Origin of the sequence: Microbacterium oleivorans, from assembly GCF_001644225.1 — a bacterium.
Classification (GTDB): domain Bacteria; phylum Actinomycetota; class Actinomycetes; order Actinomycetales; family Microbacteriaceae; genus Microbacterium; species Microbacterium gawkjiense.
On sequence record NZ_LSTV01000001.1, the window covers coordinates 1,271,312 to 1,289,886 of the forward strand.

19 protein-coding genes are annotated in these 18,575 nt (G+C 69.2%); 7 read left to right on the top strand and 12 right to left on the bottom strand.

From position 1 onward, the window contains the following. Positions 1-2: 2 nt before the first annotated feature. Entirely contained in the window at positions 3-920 is a 918-nt protein-coding gene (locus tag AYL44_RS06140) for a 5'-3' exonuclease (RefSeq protein WP_082886105.1), read from the top strand. A gap of 1 nt (position 921) precedes the next feature. Here AYL44_RS06140 and AYL44_RS06145 read toward each other — a convergent pair whose 3' ends face one another. After that, positions 922-1,914, bottom strand: coding sequence for a PHP domain-containing protein (locus AYL44_RS06145; RefSeq protein ID WP_064002310.1), 993 nt, complete (start codon positions 1,912-1,914; stop codon positions 922-924). Positions 1,915-1,921: 7 nt separating this feature from the next. Next, a complete protein-coding gene (gene trpD / locus AYL44_RS06150; RefSeq protein WP_064002311.1) occupies positions 1,922-2,974 on the bottom strand; it encodes an anthranilate phosphoribosyltransferase in 1,053 nt (350 codons plus the stop codon). 122 nt (positions 2,975-3,096) lie between these two features. Here trpD and AYL44_RS06155 point away from each other — a divergent pair, with 122 nt between their 5' ends. From AYL44_RS06155 to AYL44_RS06175, 5 genes are all read left to right on the top strand, one after another. Next, positions 3,097-3,741, top strand: a complete 645-nt coding sequence (locus tag AYL44_RS06155; protein ID WP_064002312.1) for a cytochrome c oxidase subunit 3 — start codon at positions 3,097-3,099, stop codon at positions 3,739-3,741. A 24-nt stretch (positions 3,742-3,765) separates the two neighbouring features. After that, positions 3,766-4,563, top strand: coding sequence for a cytochrome c (locus tag AYL44_RS06160; RefSeq protein ID WP_064002313.1), 798 nt, complete (start codon positions 3,766-3,768; stop codon positions 4,561-4,563). 40 nt (positions 4,564-4,603) lie between these two features. Further along, entirely contained in the window at positions 4,604-5,680 is a 1,077-nt protein-coding gene (locus AYL44_RS06165) for a ubiquinol-cytochrome c reductase iron-sulfur subunit (protein ID WP_064002314.1), read from the top strand. Beyond that, entirely contained in the window at positions 5,677-7,500 is a 1,824-nt protein-coding gene (locus tag AYL44_RS06170; protein WP_064002315.1) for a cytochrome b, read from the top strand. The genes AYL44_RS06165 and AYL44_RS06170 overlap by 4 nt, the downstream gene beginning before the upstream one ends. A gap of 78 nt (positions 7,501-7,578) precedes the next feature. Continuing rightward, the gene (locus AYL44_RS06175) at positions 7,579-8,004 is read left to right on the top strand and encodes a rhodanese-like domain-containing protein (protein ID WP_064002316.1); all 426 of its coding nucleotides are present in this window, start codon (positions 7,579-7,581) and stop codon (positions 8,002-8,004) included. A gap of 18 nt (positions 8,005-8,022) precedes the next feature. On the opposite strand, the gene AYL44_RS06180 is transcribed toward AYL44_RS06175, so the two are convergent. The 6 genes from AYL44_RS06180 to AYL44_RS06205 form a co-directional block, all read right to left on the bottom strand. Continuing rightward, a complete protein-coding gene (locus tag AYL44_RS06180; RefSeq protein WP_064002317.1) occupies positions 8,023-8,820 on the bottom strand; it encodes a PP2C family protein-serine/threonine phosphatase in 798 nt (265 codons plus the stop codon). Positions 8,821-8,826: 6 nt separating this feature from the next. Next, positions 8,827-9,261, bottom strand: coding sequence for a cytochrome c oxidase subunit 4 (locus AYL44_RS06185; protein ID WP_064002318.1), 435 nt, complete (start codon positions 9,259-9,261; stop codon positions 8,827-8,829). Next, positions 9,262-11,004 (bottom strand): cytochrome c oxidase subunit I, encoded by a 1,743-nt coding sequence (gene ctaD, locus AYL44_RS06190; RefSeq protein ID WP_064002319.1) that lies wholly within the window; start codon positions 11,002-11,004, stop codon positions 9,262-9,264. Then, positions 11,004-11,903 (bottom strand): cytochrome c oxidase subunit II, encoded by a 900-nt coding sequence (gene coxB, locus AYL44_RS06195; RefSeq protein ID WP_064002320.1) that lies wholly within the window; start codon positions 11,901-11,903, stop codon positions 11,004-11,006. Before coxB ends, ctaD begins: the two co-directional genes overlap by 1 nt. A gap of 114 nt (positions 11,904-12,017) precedes the next feature. Next, the gene (gene erpA / locus AYL44_RS06200) at positions 12,018-12,383 is read right to left on the bottom strand and encodes an iron-sulfur cluster insertion protein ErpA (RefSeq protein ID WP_064002321.1); all 366 of its coding nucleotides are present in this window, start codon (positions 12,381-12,383) and stop codon (positions 12,018-12,020) included. A gap of 117 nt (positions 12,384-12,500) precedes the next feature. Next, positions 12,501-13,892 (bottom strand): dipeptidase, encoded by a 1,392-nt coding sequence (locus AYL44_RS06205; RefSeq protein WP_064002322.1) that lies wholly within the window; start codon positions 13,890-13,892, stop codon positions 12,501-12,503. Positions 13,893-13,944: 52 nt separating this feature from the next. Between AYL44_RS06205 and AYL44_RS06210 the strand changes: the two genes are divergently transcribed. Then, positions 13,945-14,505: a DUF3043 domain-containing protein gene (locus AYL44_RS06210; protein ID WP_064002323.1), complete on the top strand. Its 561-nt coding sequence runs from the start codon at positions 13,945-13,947 to the stop codon at positions 14,503-14,505. A gap of 69 nt (positions 14,506-14,574) precedes the next feature. Here the strand turns inward: AYL44_RS06210 and AYL44_RS06215 are convergent, their stop codons facing one another. From AYL44_RS06215 to AYL44_RS06230, 4 genes are read right to left on the bottom strand one after another with little or no spacing between them, the layout of a single operon-like run. After that, a complete protein-coding gene (locus AYL44_RS06215) occupies positions 14,575-15,594 on the bottom strand; it encodes a quinone-dependent dihydroorotate dehydrogenase (RefSeq protein WP_064002324.1) in 1,020 nt (339 codons plus the stop codon). Between the two features lie 37 nt (positions 15,595-15,631). Continuing rightward, positions 15,632-16,105 (bottom strand): transcriptional regulator NrdR, encoded by a 474-nt coding sequence (gene nrdR, locus AYL44_RS06220; protein ID WP_064002325.1) that lies wholly within the window; start codon positions 16,103-16,105, stop codon positions 15,632-15,634. Positions 16,106-16,118: 13 nt separating this feature from the next. After that, a complete protein-coding gene (gene hisD, locus AYL44_RS06225; RefSeq protein ID WP_064002326.1) occupies positions 16,119-17,420 on the bottom strand; it encodes a histidinol dehydrogenase in 1,302 nt (433 codons plus the stop codon). Between the two features lie 20 nt (positions 17,421-17,440). Continuing rightward, complete coding sequence (locus AYL44_RS06230; RefSeq protein ID WP_064002327.1) at positions 17,441-18,556, bottom strand: hypothetical protein; 1,116 nt, start codon at positions 18,554-18,556, stop codon at positions 17,441-17,443. Between the last annotated feature and the right edge of the window lie 19 nt (positions 18,557-18,575).

Below are 18,575 nucleotides of genomic sequence, written 5' to 3' on the forward strand. Positions count from 1 at the left end.
GCGTGACCGGACGCCTCATGCTGCTCGACTCCGCCAGCCTCTACTTCCGCGCCTTCTACGGCGTGCCCGACACGGTGAAGGCGCCCGATGGTCGCCCCGTCAACGCCGCACGCGGATTCCTCGACATGATCGCCAAGCTCGTCAGCACCTACGAGCCGACGCACCTCGTCGCCTGCTGGGACGACGACTGGCGTCCGCAGTGGCGCGTCGACCTGATCCCGTCGTACAAGGCTCACCGCGTCGCGCAAGAGGTGGAGTCCGCTCCGGACGTCGAGGAAGTCCCCGATCCCCTCGAGATCCAGGTCCCGGTGATCCGTGAGGCGCTCGGCACCCTCGGCATCCCGATCATCGGCGCAGCCGAGCACGAGGCCGACGACGTCATCGGCACGCTCGCCTCGACCAGCGACATCCCCGTCGACGTCGTCACGGGCGACCGCGACCTCTTCCAACTCGTCGACGACGCCCGCGGCGTCCGCGTCGTCTACACCGGGCGCGGCATGAGCAAGCTCGAAGAACTGACGGATGCCGTCATCGTCAGCAAATACGGCATCCTCCCGACGCAGTACGCCGACTTCGCCGCGATGCGCGGCGATGCGTCCGACGGCCTCCCCGGGGTCGCGGGGGTCGGCGAGAAGACGGCCGCGACGCTCCTCGCCGCCCACGGCGACCTCGCCGGCATCCGGCGGGCAGCCGAAGCCGGCGAAGGGATGAGCGCCGGCGTGCGGAACAAGATCCTCGCCGCGGCCGACTACCTCGACGTCGCGCCCCGCGTCGTCGAGGTCGTCCGCACCCTCGACCTCCCCGCGGTCGATACCCGCATCACCGCGCCCGACGAGGCGGCCGTCGCACGCCTCGCGGAAGCGTGGTCGCTCGGATCCTCCGCCACGCGCGCTGCGGCGGCGCTGTCCGCGCGGGCCTGACTCAGCGCGACGCCTTCCACTCCCGCAGCCGCGCCAGCGGCCACGTCGTGATGATGCGTTCCGAGGGCACACCGGCGCGTTCCGCACGGACCGCGCCGTGGTCGAGCAGCGACAGCTGACCGGGCGCGTGCGCATCCGAGTCGATCGAGAACAGGCATCCCACCTCGATCGCGAGGGCGAGCAGATCGTCCGGCGGGTCCTCGCGCTCCGGCCGGGAGTTGATCTCCACGGCGGTGCCGTGCGCAGCGCAGGCCTCGAAGACCGCCCGCGCGTCGAACACGGACGGCGGACGCGTGCCGCGTGATCCCGAGACGAGCCGCCCCGTCACGTGACCCAGCACGTCGACACGCGGATCGGATGCCGCGGCCACCAGCCGCCGCGTCATCGGACCGCGCTCCATGCGCAGCGCCGAATGCGCCGACGCGACGACGATGTCGAGGGAACGGAGCAGCCCGTCCTCCTGGTCGAGCGAGCCGTCGTCGAGGATGTCGACCTCGATGCCGCTGAGGAGAGTGAAGTCCGCGTCGCCGAACCCCGGGATGAGCGCCAGTTGCTCGCGGAGCCGCTCCGCGGACAGGCCCCGCGCGACACGCAGCCGCGGCGAGTGGTCCGTGAGCGCGAGGTACTCGTGACCGAGCGCCCTGGCCGCCTCCACCATGAGGTCGATCGACGTCAGCCCGTCCGACCACTCGGAGTGAGCGTGCAGGTCTCCGCGCAGCTGCGACCGCAGAACGGATGCCTGTGGCGGCGCCACGCGCTCCCGGAGATCCGCCAGATACGTGGGGACGCTGCCTGAGAGCGCCTCGCTGATCACGGCGAAGGTGGAGTCGCCGATGCCCTTCCGAGCACGGATCCGACGGAGGTCGGTCCGTTCGTCCGCGCTCAGCTCCGCCAGGGTCTTCGCGGCGGCGCGGAACGCCTTCGACTTGTACCGCGAGGCGCGATCGCGCTCGAGGAGCTCCGCGATCTCCGTCAGCGCCTCGACCGGGTTCATGTCGGCCTCAGCGCCCGGATGCCGCGACCCACGCGTCGAGCTTGGCTGCGGCCGCGCCCGAGTCGACCGCCGCCGCCGCCTCGGCGTGGGCCTCGGCGAGGCGCTCGACGAAGGGTCGCTGGAGCTCACCGGCATCCCGGAACAGCCGGTACGAGACGATCCCGGCGGCGGCGTTGAGCAGCACGATGTCACGCACCGGGCCGGACTCGCCCTGCAACACGCGACGGACCACTTCGGCGTTGTGCGGAGCGTCGCCCCCGAGGAGGTCGGAGATCTCCGCCCGCGGGATCCCGAGGTCGCGGGGGTCGAGGTCGTGCTCGCGGACGTCGCCGCGGCTGATCTCCCACACCCGGCTGTGCCCGGTGGTGGTGAGTTCGTCCATGCCGTCGTCGCCGCGGAAGACGAGCGCCGTCGCACCGCGCGTCCGGAAGACGCCGGTGATGAGCGGCACGCGGTCCAGGTGCGCGACCCCCACCGCGTTGGCCTCGGCGCGCGCCGGGTTGCAGAGCGGTCCGAGGAAGTTGAAGACCGTCGGGATGCCGAGCTCGGCGCGCGTGGGACCGGCATGGCGGAACCCGGGGTGGAATGCGGACGCGAACGCGAACGTGATCCCCACCTCGTCGAGCACCGCGGCGACGCGTTCGGGCGAACTCGTCAGGTCGACGCCGAGGGCCGCCAGCACGTCCGACGATCCCGACTTCGAGCTCGCGGCGCGGTTGCCGTGCTTGACGACGGGGATGCCGGTGGCCGCCACGACCACCGATGCGGTCGTCGAGACGTTCACGGTCCCGTAACGATCGCCGCCCGTGCCGACGATGTCGAGCACCTCGGCCGGCACCGGGAGGGGCACGGCCGCCTCGAGGATGGCGTCGCGGAAGCCGACGACCTCGTCGACGGTCTCGCCCTTGGCGCGCAGCGCGACGAGGAACGCCGCGAGCTGCGACGGGGTCGCCGCGCCCTGCATCACCTGGCGCATCGCCCAGGTCGACTCGGACACGCTGAGATCCTGACCGGAGAGCACCGAGGTGAGGATTTCGGGCCAGGAGTACATGTCCGCCATGCCTCCCGATCCTACTCAGCACTCTGTCAGCCGACTCGCGGCCCGCGCATCACGCGATCCGATGCCGGAGAAAGGGACGAGTACCTTCAGGAATGCGAAACCCTCCCCCAACATCGGCCATAATGGGGAGCGTGACGACCACTCCCGCGACATACAACCAGGCACTGCGTTCGGTGAAACGACCGGACCCGGTGGCCGTCGGCACGATCGTGTGGCTCGGCAGCGAGGTCATGTTCTTCGCCGGCCTCTTCGCCATCTACTTCACGATCCGCAACACCTCGCCGGAGCTGTGGGCTGCCCGCACCGAGCTGCTGAACATCCCGTTCGCCGCCGTGAACACCCTCATCCTGGTGCTGTCGTCGTTCACGGCCCAGGCCGGTGTCTTCGCGGCCGAGCGCTTCCAGCCCTACCGTCGCGGATCCCTCTGGAACTTCCGCCAGTGGGGCATGGTCGAGTGGTTCTACGTGACCTTCATCATGGGTGCGGTCTTCGTTTCCGGCCAGGTGTGGGAGTACGCCACCCTGATCGCCGAGGGCATGCCCATCAGCGCCGACTCCTACGCGTCGGCCTTCTACCTGACGACCGGCTTCCACGCCCTGCACGTGACGGGTGGCCTCATCGCCTTCCTGCTCATCATCGGGCGCGCCTTCGCCGTCAAGAACTTCGGCCGCAAGGAGATGACCTCCGCGATCGTCGTGTCGTACTACTGGCACTTCGTCGACGTCGTGTGGATCATCCTCTTCGCCGTCATCTACTTCATCCGGTAATACAGAGCGGAGCTGAGTTCCTCAATGGCATCCAAGACCCCGCGTCGGCAGACGGGCCGTCGCAGCAAGTGGGCGGCCGCCGCTCTGATCGGCGTCGGCCTGCTGCTCACGGGTGGCATCTACGCCGGTGCGTCCGCCGCCATGGCGTCGACGACGTCGACCGAGACGTCCACGCTCACCGTCGAAGACGGAAAGAAGCTGTTCCAGGCGAACTGCGCGACCTGCCACGGCCTCGACCTCGAAGGCACGGCCGACGGCCCCTCCCTCTACGGCGTCGGCGAGCTGTCCGTCGAGTTCCAGGTCGCGACCGGCCGTATGCCCCTGCAGAACCAGGGTCCGCAGGCACCGCAGAAGTCGCCGCAGTTCACCGAGGACCAGATCAAGGCGATGGCCGCCTGGGTGCAGTCCGTCGCCCCCGGACCGACCTACCCCGACGAGCGCATCCTCGACGGTGAGGGCAACCTGACCGAAGGTGCCGAGCTCTTCCGTATCAACTGCGCGATGTGCCACAACGTCGCCGCCGCCGGTGGTGCTCTGACCGAGGGCAAGTACGCTCCCGCGCTCACCAAGACCAGCCCGCTGCACATCTACGCGGCGATGGTCACGGGCCCGCAGAACATGCCCGTCTTCAACGACATGACCATCACGCCGGACGAGAAGCGCGACATCATCTCGTCCCTGATGTACCTGCAGAAGAGCGAACCCGTCGGCGGGTTCACGCTCGGTTCGCTCGGACCGGTCTCCGAAGGCCTGTTCATCTGGATCTTCGGCATCGGCACGCTGATCGGCATCTCGGTGTGGATCACCGCGAAGTCCAACTGACCCACCACTGACGCACAGAATTTCACGGACGAGGAGCACAATGTCACACGAGGAAGAGCCGCAGGCGCTCGAGAAGGCTCCTCAGCCTTCGTCGGGTCTTGTCGTCGCGGTCGCCGACCCCGTGCAGAACCCGGGTCTGCCGCCGCACCGCGAGCGGATGACCGACAAGGACCCGGCGGCGATGGCCCGCGCGGTCCGCACCGTCTACACGCTGTTCTACATCTCGCTCGCCGCCAGCCTCTGGGCCGTCGCCGCGTACATGCTGTTCCCGATCGAGAGCGGCGCCTTCGGCGACATCCGCGCGAACAACCTGTTCATCGGTCTCGGGATCGGGTTCGCCCTCCTCACCATCGGCATCGCTGCGATCCACTGGTCGAAGGCGATCATGCCCGACAAGGAGCACATCGAGCAGCGCCACTCGACTCGCGGCAAGGAGTCCACCCGCGAAGCGGCCGTCGACGTCTTCCGCGAGGCCAACGAGGAATCCGGCTTCGGCCGTCGCACCGCCATCCGCGGTGGCCTCATCGCCGCCCTCGTCGCCTCGATCGTCCCGGGTGTGACGCTGTTCCGCGGCCTCGCGCCCCACGCCTCCGAGGAGCACCCGCTCGCCGGTGACCCCGTCGCACTGCTGAAGCACACGATGTGGAAGGAGGGTGAGCGCCTGGCGCACGACCCGTCCGGCCTCCCCATCCGTGCTGCTGACGTCGCGCTCGGCTCCGCCGTGCACGTCATCCCGGAGTCCCTCAAGGACGTCGACCACCTGGATGGATACCTCGAGGAGAAGGCCAAGGCCATCGTCCTCCTGATGCGGTTGCTCCCCGAGCAGCTGCCCGCCGAGTACAACCGCCTCGACTGGTCCTACGACGGGATCGTGGCGTACTCGAAGGTCTGCACGCACGTCGGATGCCCCGTCGCGCTGTACGAGCAGCAGACCCACCATCTGCTCTGCCCCTGCCACCAGTCGCAGTTCGACGTGTCGCGCGGCGCCGAGGTCATCTTCGGACCCGCCGCCCGCCCGCTCCCCCAGCTGCCCATCACGGTCGACGCAGACGGATACCTGATCGCCAAGAGCGACTTCGAAGAGCCCGTCGGGCCGAGTTTCTGGGAGCGTCATTGAGCACCGTGACTGAATCCTCGTCCACCACAGCGGTGGCCAAGCCGGCGGAGAAGCCGCTCGGCGGCCGCTTCATCGGCGCCACGGCCAACTACCTCGACGAGCGAACGAGCATCTCCGGTCTCGTCAAGGAGATCGGCCGCAAGATCTTCCCCGACCACTGGTCGTTCATGCTGGGCGAGATCGCACTGTGGAGCTTCGTCGTCGTCTTCCTGTCGGGCTCGTTCCTGACGTTCTTCTTCGAGGCGTCGATGGCGCCCACGCACTACAACGGTGCGTACGCACCGCTGCGCGGCATCGAGATGTCGGCTGCTCTCGAGTCGACGCTGAACATCTCGTTCGACCTCCGCGGTGGCCTCCTCGTGCGCCAGCTGCACCACTGGGCCGCACTGCTGTTCATCGCCGCGATCGGCGTGCACATGCTGCGCGTGTTCTTCACGGGAGCGTTCCGCAAGCCGCGTGAGCTCAACTGGGTGATCGGGTTCGTCCTGTTCATCCTCGCCATGGCGCTCGGCTTCACGGGATACTCGCTCCCCGACGACCTGCTCTCGGGCAACGGCCTCCGCATCATCGACGGCATGATCAAGGGTCTGCCGCTGATCGGCACGTGGACCTCGTACCTCCTCTTCGGCGGCGAGTTCCCGGGCATGGCGATCGTCGGACGTCTGTACACGCTGCACATCCTGCTGCTGCCGCTGATCCTCATCGCGCTCATCGCTGCGCACCTCATGCTGATGATCATCAACAAGCACACGCAGTTCGCCGGCCCCGGCCGAACGAACGACAACGTCGTGGGCTACCCGATGGTCCCGATCTACATGTCGAAGATGGGCGGCTTCCTGTTCATCACGTTCGGTGTGCTCGTCCTCATCGCCTCGATGTTCACGATCAACCCGATCTGGAACTACGGTCCGTACGACCCGTCCCCCGTCTCGGCCGGTACCCAGCCCGACTGGTACATCGGCTTCGCCGACGGTGCACTGCGTCTCGCGCCCTCGAACCTGGACCTCGTCCTGTTCGACCACACCTTCTCGTTCGGCATCCTGCTGCCGGTCGCGGTGCTGGGTCTGTTCATCGTGCTCGTCGCGGTGTACCCCTTCATCGAGGCGTGGGTCACGGGTGACAAGCGCGAGCACCACATCGCGCAGCGTCCCCGCCACGCGCCGACCCGCACGGCCATCGGCGTCGCCGGCGTCATCTTCTACGCCGTTCTGTGGGCCGCCGCCTCCTCGGACATCATCGCCACGCACTTCTCGCTGACGATGGAGGGGGTCATCCACTCCCTCCAGGCGCTGCTGTTCATCGGCCCGATCGTCGGCTACTTCGTGACGAAGCGGATCGCGATCGCGCTCCAGAAGAAGGACCGCGAGATCGCCCTGCACGGCTACGAGTCGGGTCGCATCGTCCGCCTCCCCGGCGGCGAGTACATCGAAGTCCACCAGCCCGTCGACGCGTACGAGCGCGTGAAGCTGATCGACTTCGAGGTGCACGAGCCCCTGGTCGTCCGTCCGAACGACAACGGTCGGATCCCGTGGCACCAGAACGTCCGCGCCTCGCTGTCGCGCTGGTTCTTCGAGGACCGTCTGTCGCCGGTCACGCAGACCGAGCTGGATGCCGCGATCGCCCACCAGCACCACGCACTCGAGCACATCGAGCACGAGGAGCAGGAGGAGATTCGCGGCGCCCACGAGCGCGCCGGTGTCCCCGACGCGCCGCTGCACCCGATCGACGACGGTCACAACCCGGAGACCGCGAACCGCCCGTCGAACATCATCGTGGTCGACGATGCACCGCGGAAGAAGGACGACGGCGCGAAGAGCTGATCCTCTCTGGCAGGATTGCGGCGGGGTCTGACCGAAAGGTCAGGCCCCGCCGCTTCTCTGTTCCCGTAGCGTCGAGACATGACCACCTCCCCCGTCGACGCACTCACCTACTTCCGGACGAAGCTCCACCACGAAACGGACCCCAGCGACGTGTACGCCGCTCAGAGGGCCGGGGAGCACTTCGTCCTCGTCGACGTGCGCAACCAGGAGGCCTGGGACCAGGGACACGCACGAGGCGCGCTGCACATGCCTCACCGCGAGATCGCGGCCCGCGCGCCGCAGGAGATCCCCGAGGGCACACCCGTCGTCGTCTACTGCTGGAGTCCCGGTTGCAACGGCGGCGCCCGTGGCGCCGTGGAGTTCGCGCAGCTCGGCTACAGCGTCCGCGACATGATCGGCGGCTACGAGTACTGGGCACGGGAGGGGATGCCGGTGGACGCCGCATCCGGCCCGCTCCCCCGCGTCTTCGATCCGCTCGTCATGCCGGTCCGATCGGGCGCCTGAACGCCCCTGTGCGGGCGCTCAGGCGCTCGCCAGACCGGCCTCGATGACCTCGGTCCATCGGGAGGCTGCGGCGCCGGCGATGACGGGCACGGCGGCGATGTCGGGCGCACCGTCGACGACGTCGCACACGACGGCGGTGACGTTGTCGCGCGAGGCCGCCCGGAGCGCGAGCTCGACGATCATCCGCGACGCCGCGACGGGATCGGCGACGCCGCGCACAATCTCGGCGAGGGCATCCTCGGGGACGTAGTCGGTGACGCCGTCGCTGCAGAGGAACCAGCGGTCGCCGATGCGCACGTCGCGCGTCTCGACCCGGATCACGTCTTCCTCGTTGCCGCCCAGCGAGGCCGTGATGATGTTGCGGCGCGGATGCGTCCAGGCATCCTCGGGACGGATGAGTCCGCGGTCGACCAACGCCTGCACGAAGGAGTCGTCGCGCGTCTGCCGCGCCAGCTCACGGTCCCGCAGGAGATAGGCGCGGGAGTCCCCCGTGTGGGCGACGACGAGTCCGCCGTCCCCCGTGAGCCAGAGGCCGGTCAGTGTGCTCGCCATGCCCGCGAGGGCGGCGTCGCGGCGGATGTGAGCACCGATGTCCCAGTTGGCGGCCTTTACCCGGCCGATGAGGTCTTCGGCGCTGGGAAGAGCGCCGCGCAGCGTGATCAGCTTGTGGATGATCGCGGCCGACGCGAGATCACCGGAGGGACCACCGCCGACGCCGTCCGCCACAGCTGCGGCGAACGGCGAGGCGAAAGCGGCGTCCTGGTTGACGTCCCGGTAGCCTCCGACGTCGGAGAAGACGCCCGCATGGATGCGCATGGAGACTCAGCGGGCGAAATAGCCCCGGTAGTACTCGTAGACCCACCCGACGATGGCGACGACGAAGATGGCGAAACCGATCGGGATCATGAACTCACCGACGGCGAGACCGATGAAGGCCACGGCCGCCGAGCCGGCGAGCACGAGCGGCCACCACGACCACGGCGAGAACTCGCCCATCTCGGGGTCGCCGTCATCGATGTCGGCCGTGAGGGAGTCCTCGGGGAGGACGCCGCCCTGGGCCTTCTCGACGCGGCTCGTGTAGAACGCGATCATCGCGCCCATGGCCGTCACGAAGACGAGTGCCACGGACCCGACCCACTCGATCCGGTTGAAGACCGGCAGCTGCGGGTGGGCGATGATGTTCCACACCACGTAGACGACGGCGACGAGGCCGAAGAACGCGGTCAGGATCCACCAGAGGTTGACGTTCGTCTTCACTTACTTGACCTCACCGTTCGTCAGATCGACCACCGGGGCGTCGGGCGCGTCCTTGGCAGGACCCACACCGACGGGGATGCCGGCTTCGGGGTGGTTCAGGTCGAATGCGGGCCGCTCGCTGCGGATGCGCGGGATCGACGTGAAGTTGTGGCGCGGCGGCGGGCAGCTGGTCGCCCACTCGAGCGAACCGCCGTAGCCCCACGGGTCGTTGACCGTGACGCGCGGCGCGGTGCGCGCCGTGATCCAGACGTTCAGGAGGAACGGCACCATCGAGGCGGCGAGGATCATGGAGCCGATCGTCGACACCTGGTTCTGCCAGGTCCAGCCGTCCTGCATGGCGTAGTCGGCGTAGCGTCGCGGCATGCCGTCCGCGCCCAGCCAGTGCTGGATGAGGAACGTCATGTGGAAGCCGATGAACAGCAGCCAGAAGTGCACGAGACCCAGACGCTCGTTCAGCATCTTGCCCGTCCACTTGGGCCACCAGAAGTAGAAGCCCGCGAACATCGCGAAGACGACGGTTCCGAAGACGACGTAGTGGAAGTGCGCCACGACGAAGTACGAGTCGGAGACGTGGAAGTCCAGCGGCGGCGAGGACAGGATGATGCCGGTCAGACCACCGAAGACGAACGAGACGAGGAAGCCCAGGGCGAACACCATCGGCGTTTCGAAGGTGATGGAGCCCCGCCACATCGTTCCGATCCAGTTGAAGATCTTCACACCCGTCGGGACCGCGATGAGCATCGTCATGAGCGCGAAGAACGGCAGCAGGACGGCGCCGGTCACGTACATGTGGTGCGCCCACACCGAGACGGACAGGGCGGCGATGGCGATCGTCGCGTACACGAGCGTCTTGTAACCGAAGATCGGCTTGCGGCTGAAGACCGGGAAGATCTCCGACACGATGCCGAAGAACGGCAGCGCGATGATGTAGACCTCGGGGTGCCCGAAGAACCAGAACAGGTGCTGCCAGAGCAGGACGCCGCCGTTGGCCGGGTCGTAGATGTGCGCACCCAGGATGCGGTCAGCCGCCGCAGCGAAGATCGCCGCCGCCAGGACCGGGAAGGCCATCAGGATCAGGATGCTGGTGACCAGCGTGTTCCAGCTGAAGATGGGCATGCGCCACATCGTCATACCGGGGGCGCGCATCGTCATGATCGTGGTGATGAAGTTGACACCACCGAGGATCGTGCCGAAACCGCTCATGCCGAGGCCCAGCATCCAAAGGTCACCACCGGCACCCGGGCTGAAGCTCTCGCTCGCCAGCGGCTGGTAGGCGAACCATCCGAATGCGGCGGCACCCTGCGGGGTGAGGAAGCCGGCGACGGCGATGGTCGAGCCGAACGTGAAGAGCCAGAAGGCGAAGGCGTTCAGACGCGGGAATGCGACGTCGGGCGCTCCGATCTGCAGCGGCAGCAGCGCGTTGGCGAAACCGGCGAACAGCGGCGTCGCGAACATGAGCAGCATGATCGTGCCGTGCATCGTGAACAGCTGGTTGTACTGCTCCTTCGTCGGCACCACCTGCATGCCCGGCTCGAAGAGCTCGGCGCGGATGATCAGCGCCATCACGCCGCCGAGCATGAAGAACAGGACCGACGCGATCAGGTACATGTACCCGATGGTCTTGTGGTCGGTGGACGTGATCCACTTCACCACGATGTTGCCCTTGTGCTCGACGCGCGAGCGGCTCAGCAGCGCCGCCTGGCGAGGGGGAAGGGTCTGTGCCGGAGGCGTGATGGTGGCCATCAGTTGTTCTCTCCCTCGGCGGCAGGTGCGCCGGTGCCCGGTGCGTTCTGCTGACGGTCAAGGACGTCATCGATGTCGCCGGTCTGGCCCTTGGCCTCGAGCGACGCGATGTACGACTGGTATTCGGACTCAGAGACGACCTTCACGTTGAAGAGCATCATCGAGTGGTACTGGCCGCAGAGCTCGGCGCACTTGCCGACGTACTCGCCCTCCTTGGTGGGGACGAACGACCAGTAGTTGTCACGGCCCGGGTACATGTCCTTCTTGTAGAGGAAGTCCACGATCCAGAACGAGTGGATGACGTCGCGAGACTCGAGCTGCAGCGTCACCTTCTTGTCGACCGGCAGCACCAGCTCGGGGAGCTCGTTGGTGATGTTGCCCTGAGCGTCGGTCTGCGCCTGGACACCCATGGTCCAGACGGACTCTTCGGTGTCGTTGCAGTCCGAGCCGTTGTACTGGAAGTCCCACGCCCACTGCTTGCCGATCGCGGTGATGCAGACGTCGGGGGTCTCGTGCTGCGTCTCGATGATCGTCTGGTCGCGGGCAGTGAACGCGAAGAAGCCGAGGACCAGGATGACCGGCGCGATCGTGAAGAACATCTCGATCGGCATGTTGTAGCGCAGCTGCACCGGGAGGCCCGACTGGCCCTTGCGGCGCCGGTAGGCGATCGCGGCCCAGCCCATGAGGGCCCAGGTGATGACGCCGACGGCGAGGACGACGATCCACGACGTGGTCCAGAGGCCGGCGATCATCGACGTGTGGTTCGTCGCCTGGCCGCCCTCCTCGTCGAAGCCGGGGAGGAAGCCGTTCGCTGTCGTGGGGCTGCAGCCCGCCAGCGCGATCGCGGAGGCGATCGTGAGCGGGAGAGCTACCCAACGGAGTCGGCGGTTGACGCGCACGGTGCACCTTTCGGGGACATGAAGGTCAGACTCATGCCAGTCTAGGGCAACCTCTTACGGAGTTCCGGCCATCCGCTCAGGATGCCGCGACCGATGGAGGCGACCCGGGATGGATCAGTGGAAGCTGTCGCCGCAGGCGCAGCTGCCGGCGGCATTGGGGTTGTCGATCGTGAAGCCCTGCTCCGAGATCGTGTCCTTGAAATCGATCTTCGCGCCGTCGAGGTAGGGCACCGACATGTCGTCGACGATGACCTCGACGCCGTCGAAGTCGACCGTCTTGTCGCCGTCGAGATAGCGCTCGTCGAAGTACAGCTGGTAGATCAGACCCGAGCAACCGCCGGGCTGGACGGCGACGCGGAGCCGGAGGTCGTCACGGTTCTCCTGCGACAGCAGGCTCTTCACCTTCTCGGCAGCAGCCTCGGTGAGGGCGACGCCGTGGGCGGGAACGGTCTCGGTGGACTGCGTGGCGATGTCGGTCATGACTCTCCCCATGGTCGGGCCGCCAGTGCTCTTCAGGAACGGGGGCGGCGTGCTCTCTCGATTCTACGTCCCGGCGCGCCCGTCGGCCCGGCGACCCGAGTGGATCGTCGCGCGGGATCAGTCGGATGCGTCGAGTGCCGCGAGCAGCAGCGCCTCGGACACCAGCGCGTTGCGGAACGTCTCGACGTGCAGGGACTCGTTGGGGCTGTGAGCCCGGGCGTGCGGGTCCTCGACGCCGGTCACGAGGATCTCGGCCCCCGGGAACTCCCGCACGAGGTCGGCGATGAAGGGGATCGACCCTCCCACACCGATGTCGACCGGAGTGCGGCCGTACCCGCTCTCGAGGGCGGCGCGCGCCGCTTCGACGGCAGGGCCGGAGGTGTCGACGAGGAACGGGTCGCCGAAATCGACGTCGCGGAAGGTGAGCCGCGCCCCGAACGGCGCGTGGCTGCGGAGGTGCGCCTCGATCGCGGCGAACGCGTCGGCGGCGGCCTGCCCCGGGGCGACCCGGGTGCTGATCACGACCGAGACCTTCGGGGTCAGCGTGTTGGACGCGTTCCGGACGCTCGGGGCGTCGATGCCGGTGATCGTGATCGACGGCTTGTTCCAGATGCGGCTGAGGATCTCGTCGCGTCCGATCGGCGACACCCCCTGGGGAAGGCCAGCCTCGCTGCGGAGGGTCTCCTCCGAGTACGGCGGGGTGGCGGCATCCCGGGATTCCAGTCCGGCGACGGCGACGGCACCGTCCTCGTCCCAGAGCGTCGCGAGGAGGGTGACCGCTGCGAGCATCGCGTCGGGCACAGCCCCACCGAACATGCCGGAGTGCGAGGCGTGATCGAGCGTCTCGATGTCGAGGGTGAAGCGGGCGTTGCCGCGCAGCGACACCGTCAGGGCGGGCGTCTCGGAGTCCCAGTTGCCGGAATCGGCGACGACGATCACGTCGGCGCGGAGCGCATCCGCGTTGTCGCTGAGGAACTGGGCGAAGGAGGCCGACCCCGCCTCCTCCTCACCCTCGAAGAAGAGGTTGACGCCGAGGTCGAAGTCCGTGCCCACGGCGTCGACGAGCGCGCGCAGTGCCCCGATGTGGGCCATGATGCCGGCCTTGTCGTCGGCCGCGCCGCGACCGTAGATCCGGCCGTCGCGCAGGGTCGGCTCGAAGGGCGGCGACTCCCACAGGGACTCGTCGCCGACGGGCTGCACGTCGTGGTGGGCGTAGAGGAGGATCGTGGGGCGGCCGTTGCGGGCGGGGCGCGTCGCCAACACCGCCGGCATCCCCTCCTCCCCCGTTTCGGGGACGACGGCGGTCGCGATCTCGACGCGTTCGAAGATGCCGAGGCCCTCGACGAGCGTCTTGACGGCCTCGGCGCTGCGCTGCACCTCGGCGCGGTCGAACCCGGGGAACGCGATCGAGGGGATGCGGACGAGCGAGCCCAGGTCGGCGAGGGCGGCGGGCACCTGGGTGAGGGCCGCTTCGCGCACCGCAGCGGACCGGGTGGTGTCGGAAGTCATGCGGGTAATCTTATGTCGCACGCCTTTTTCGCCGATTCCGAGGAACCGCCCCGTGGCAAAGACACCGCCCCCCGCCGACACCGCCCCCGACGCCCCCACCGGCGCGGGGAAGAACCGCCCGACGCCCACGCGCGCCGAGCAGGAAGCGGCGCGAAAGCGGCCCCTCGTCGCGAACACGAAGGAGGCGCGCGCCCGCGCGAAGGCCGAGCTCGCCGCCCAGCGCGAAAAGGCCCGGATCGGCATGGCCAACGGCGACGAGCGTTACCTCACGCCCCGCGACCGCGGCCCCCAGCGGCGCTTCACCCGCGACTACACGGATGCCGGCTGGCACTTCGGCGAGCTCGTCATGCCGCTGCTGGTGATCGTCATCCTCTTCGCCCTGGTCCCGAACACCGCCGTCGTCTTCTACGCCTACATCGGCCTCTGGGCCTACCTGCTCTTCGTCGTCGCCGACATGATCATGCTCTCGCGCAAGGTCAAGAAGCTCGCCGCCGCGAAGTGGGGCGACCGCCGAGAGAAGGGCCTCGGCTGGTACGCGGCGATGCGCTCGGTGCAGATGCGGTTCATGCGTCTGCCCAAGCCCCAGGTCAAGCGCGGCGAGTACCCGAGCTGAGTCCGAGATCCGCAACGGGCCCGCACCGACAGGTGCGGGCCCGTTCTCGTGTGAGGCGGATGCCTGGACTCAGCGCACCAGGCCGCGGTTGATCTCGCGCGCCCAGAGGGGGCCGCGGTACACGAACGCGCTGTAGCCCTGCACCAGGTCGGCGCCGGCCGCGAGCCGCTCGCGGACGTCGGCCGCGGTCTCCACTCCCCCGGCGGCGATGACGCAGAAGTCGGCGGGGACCGCGGCACGGACCCGGCGGAGCACCTCGAGCGAACGCTCGCGCAACGGCGCACCGGAGAGCCCGCCGGCGCCCATGGCCTCGACCCGTGCGGCATCCGTCGTGAGACCCGTCCGGGCGATCGTCGTGTTGGTCGCGACGATGCCCGCCAGCCCCGTGTCGACGGCGAGGGCCGAGATGCCGTCGATCTCGTCGTCGGTGAGGTCGGGGGCGATCTTCACGAGAAGTGGGGTGCCGCCGGCGGCATCCTTCACCGCGGACAGCAGTGGACGGAGCGTCTCGACGGCCTGCAAGCCGCGGAGCCCGGGCGTGTTCGGGGACGACACGTTCACGACGAGGTAGTCGGCGACCGGGGCGACGAGGCGCGTGCTGGCGACGTAATCGGCCGTCGCGTCGGCGACGTCCACGACGCGGGACTTGCCGATGTTCGCGCCGAGCACCGGGCGGTTCGTGCGACGCCGCATGCGCGCGAGGCGGCCCGCCACGACGGCCGCGCCCTCGTTGTTGAACCCCATGCGGTTGATCAGCGCGCGGTCGGCGGGCAGCCGGAACAGCCGCGGCTTCGGGTTGCCGTCCTGCGGGATCGCGGTGACCGTGCCCACCTCGACGTGGCCGAAGCCCAGCGCGTGCAGGCCGAGCGCTCCGACGGCGTTCTTGTCGAAGCCGGCGGCGACGCCGAAGGGCGAGTCGAAGACGAGACCGAGGGCCTCGGTGCGCAGCTGCGGGGCCGGGCGGGTGAGGGCGCGGGCGATCCGCGAGAACGGCGGCACCGCGGTGAGACGGATGACGACCATCCCGAGGTGGTGGGCCCTCTCGGGGTCCAGGCGGCGGAGGACGAGGTCGAAGAGGAGTCGGTACATCGGCTCCCAGCCTAGGGCGAGGGGCGCACTCCCGTGATCAGACCTCTTCGCGCTGGGCCCGCTGCGCGTGATCCGCCCGCAGCAGCGCGATCGCCTCGTCGAAGTCGTCGAGGGTCTCGAACGCCTGGTAGACGCTCGCGAACCGCAGGTAGGCGATCTCGTCGAGCTCGCGCAGGGGCCCGAGGATCGCGAGTCCGATCTCGTTCGTGTCGATCTGCGAGACACCGGTCTGACGGACCGCCTCTTCGACGGCCTGGGCCAGCATCGCCAGATCCGCCTCGGTGACGGGGCGGCCCTGGCACGCCTTGCGGACGCCCGACATGACCTTCTCGCGGCTGAACGACTCGATCACGCCGGACCGCTTGATGACGTTCAGGCTCGCCGTCTCGATCGTCGAGAATCGACCGCCGCACTCGGGGCACTGGCGACGGCGACGGATGCTGAGCCCGTCGTCGCTCGTGCGGGAGTCGATGACACGGGAATCGGAGTGACGGCAGAACGGGCAGTGCATGGCGGCATCCAGCCTACGCGTCGAAGCGCGCCGTGACGGCTTCGCCGTGCGCGGGCAGGACCTCGGCGTTCGCGAGCGTGACGATGTCGTCGTGGACCGCCTTCAGCGCGTCACGGTCGTACACGATCACCTGCTGCGGACGCAGGAAAGTGGATGCCGACAGTCCCGACGCATAGCGGGCCTGACCTCCCGTGGGCAGCACGTGATTGCTGCCGGCGAGGTAGTCGCCGAGGCTCACCGGGGTCCACGCGCCGACGAACACGGCACCGGCGTTGACGTACTCCTCAGGGCGCGGGTCGCGCAAGTGCAACTCGAGGTGCTCGGGAGCGTAGGCGTTGCTGAACGCGGTCGCCGTGGCGATGTCGTCGACGAGCACGACGGCGGACTGCGGCCCCGACAACGCCTGCCCGACGCGGGCGGCGTGGTGCGTCGCGGCCGCTCGCTTCTCGACCTCGACCACGACGGCCTCCGCGAGCGCCTGCGAGTCGGTGACGAGGACGGCCGCCGCCTGCTCGTCGTGCTCGGCCTGGCTCACGAGGTCGGCGGCCACCAGCCGGGCGTCCGCGGACTCGTCCGCGACGATGAGGATCTCGGTCGCGCCCGCTTCGGAGTCCGTGCCGACCATGCCGGCCACGACGCGCTTCGCCAGCGCGACGAAGTTGTTGCCAGGGCCCGAGATGACGTCGACCGGGTCGAGACCGAGGGCCGGGACACCGTGGGCGTAGGCGCCGATCGCCCCCGCGCCGCCCATCGCGTACACCTCAGTGATGCCGAGGAGGCGAGCCGCGGCGAGGATGACGGGGTGCACCCGGCCGCCGTGGTCGCGCTGCGGCGGCGAGGCGAGGGCGACCTGTGCGACGCCGGCCACCTGCGCGGGGACGACGTTCATCACGACGCTCGACGGGTAGACCGCCTTGCCGCCGGGGACGTAGACACCGGCCCGCCGCACGGGTCGCCAGTGCTGCTCGACGCGGGCACCGGGGCCGATGTCAGTCACGACGGGCGCCGGGACCTGCGCGGCCGAGGCGCGCCGGACCCGGTCGATCGCGTTCTCGAGCGCCCGCCGGATCGCCGGGTCGAGGGCGTCGAGCGCCTCCTCGAGGTGCGCGGCCGGGACGCGGACGTCGTGACCCTCCACGCCGTCGAAGCGGGCGGCCTGTTCGCGCAGCGACGCCTCCCCCCGCTCCGCGACGTCCGCGACGACGGCGGCCGCCGTCGCCAGAGCCTCGTCGCGGGCAGCGGTGGCCCGGGGGACGGCAGCGAGGAGGTCAGCCGGAGTGACGGCGCGACCCCGGAGGTCGATCGTGCGAAGCATCCCTCCAGGGTACCGGCGCGTCAGCCCCGGGTGACGCCCGAGACGTCGGTGAGGTAGCCGATCCGACCGTCCTCGTGGCGCACGACGAACGAGTCGCCGCGGTCCTCGATGACGAGGGCCCAGGCGGTCGGGCCGATGCGGAACAGGGGCGCGCCGTTCTCGTCGACGACGTCCCGTTCGGCGGGTGCGAGCGCCCAGAACGCCTGCTGCGCCGAGGCCGGAGCCGGTGCCGGCTCGTCGTCGTCGATCGGGTCGCCGAGCGGTGCCGGGTCGGGGTCGACCGACGGCGCCGCCATCGTGAAGCGGGCGTCCGAGATCGGACGGGCGACGACCGGGCGGGCACCGCGGGCGACGCGGTGCGAGACCGTCTCGCTGCGGTGCAGGAAGTCCTCGTGGAACGGCGGGATGAAGGGGGCGACGACCGTGAGGGCGACACCCGCCGCCATCAGGATGACCTCGACCCAGACGACCCAGCTGCTCAGCCAGACACCCGTCGCGGCGCCGCGGGCGATGTTGATCCAGAGCCAGCTGAGCCAGAGCACCGCCGAAACCGAGAAGGCGACGGAGGCGAACTGGTCGATACCCAGGGAACCGACCCGGCGGATGCCGGTGGGCGAGAAGCGACGCAGGACGATGAGGAACACCGCGACCGTCGGCACACCGATGGCGAGGATCCAGTCGATGCCCGAGCCCCAGACGTTCCCGCCGCCGAGGAGCTGCGTGTACGGGCCGTCGCTGTAGAGCGGGAAGAACGAGAAGAGGAAGGCGAGCGCCCAGACACCCAGCAGCGACACCTCGCGCAGCGAGAACGGGCCGATCCCGTACTGCGGCGGGACGTGGCCCGCCTCGGGAGCCTGGTCGACATCGGCGGGGGCGGCCTCGACGTGCGACGCAGGGGCCGCCGCGGCGGCCGGGACGTCGTCCACGGGGGCGGATACCTCGGCTGCCGGCGCATCGGCTGCGGCCGGCGCGGAGGACGCCGCATCCGTCTCGAAGTCGTACGCCTCGGTCTCGCTGTCGACGCGGGACGCGTCGTACACCGCTGTCTCGGGCTCCCGGACGACGGTGATGTCGAGGTCCTCGACGGTGCCCCCCGTCTCGTCGGGCTTTTCGGGGGTCGGCTTCTGGTCGGTCACGATGCTCCTTCCGCACGGC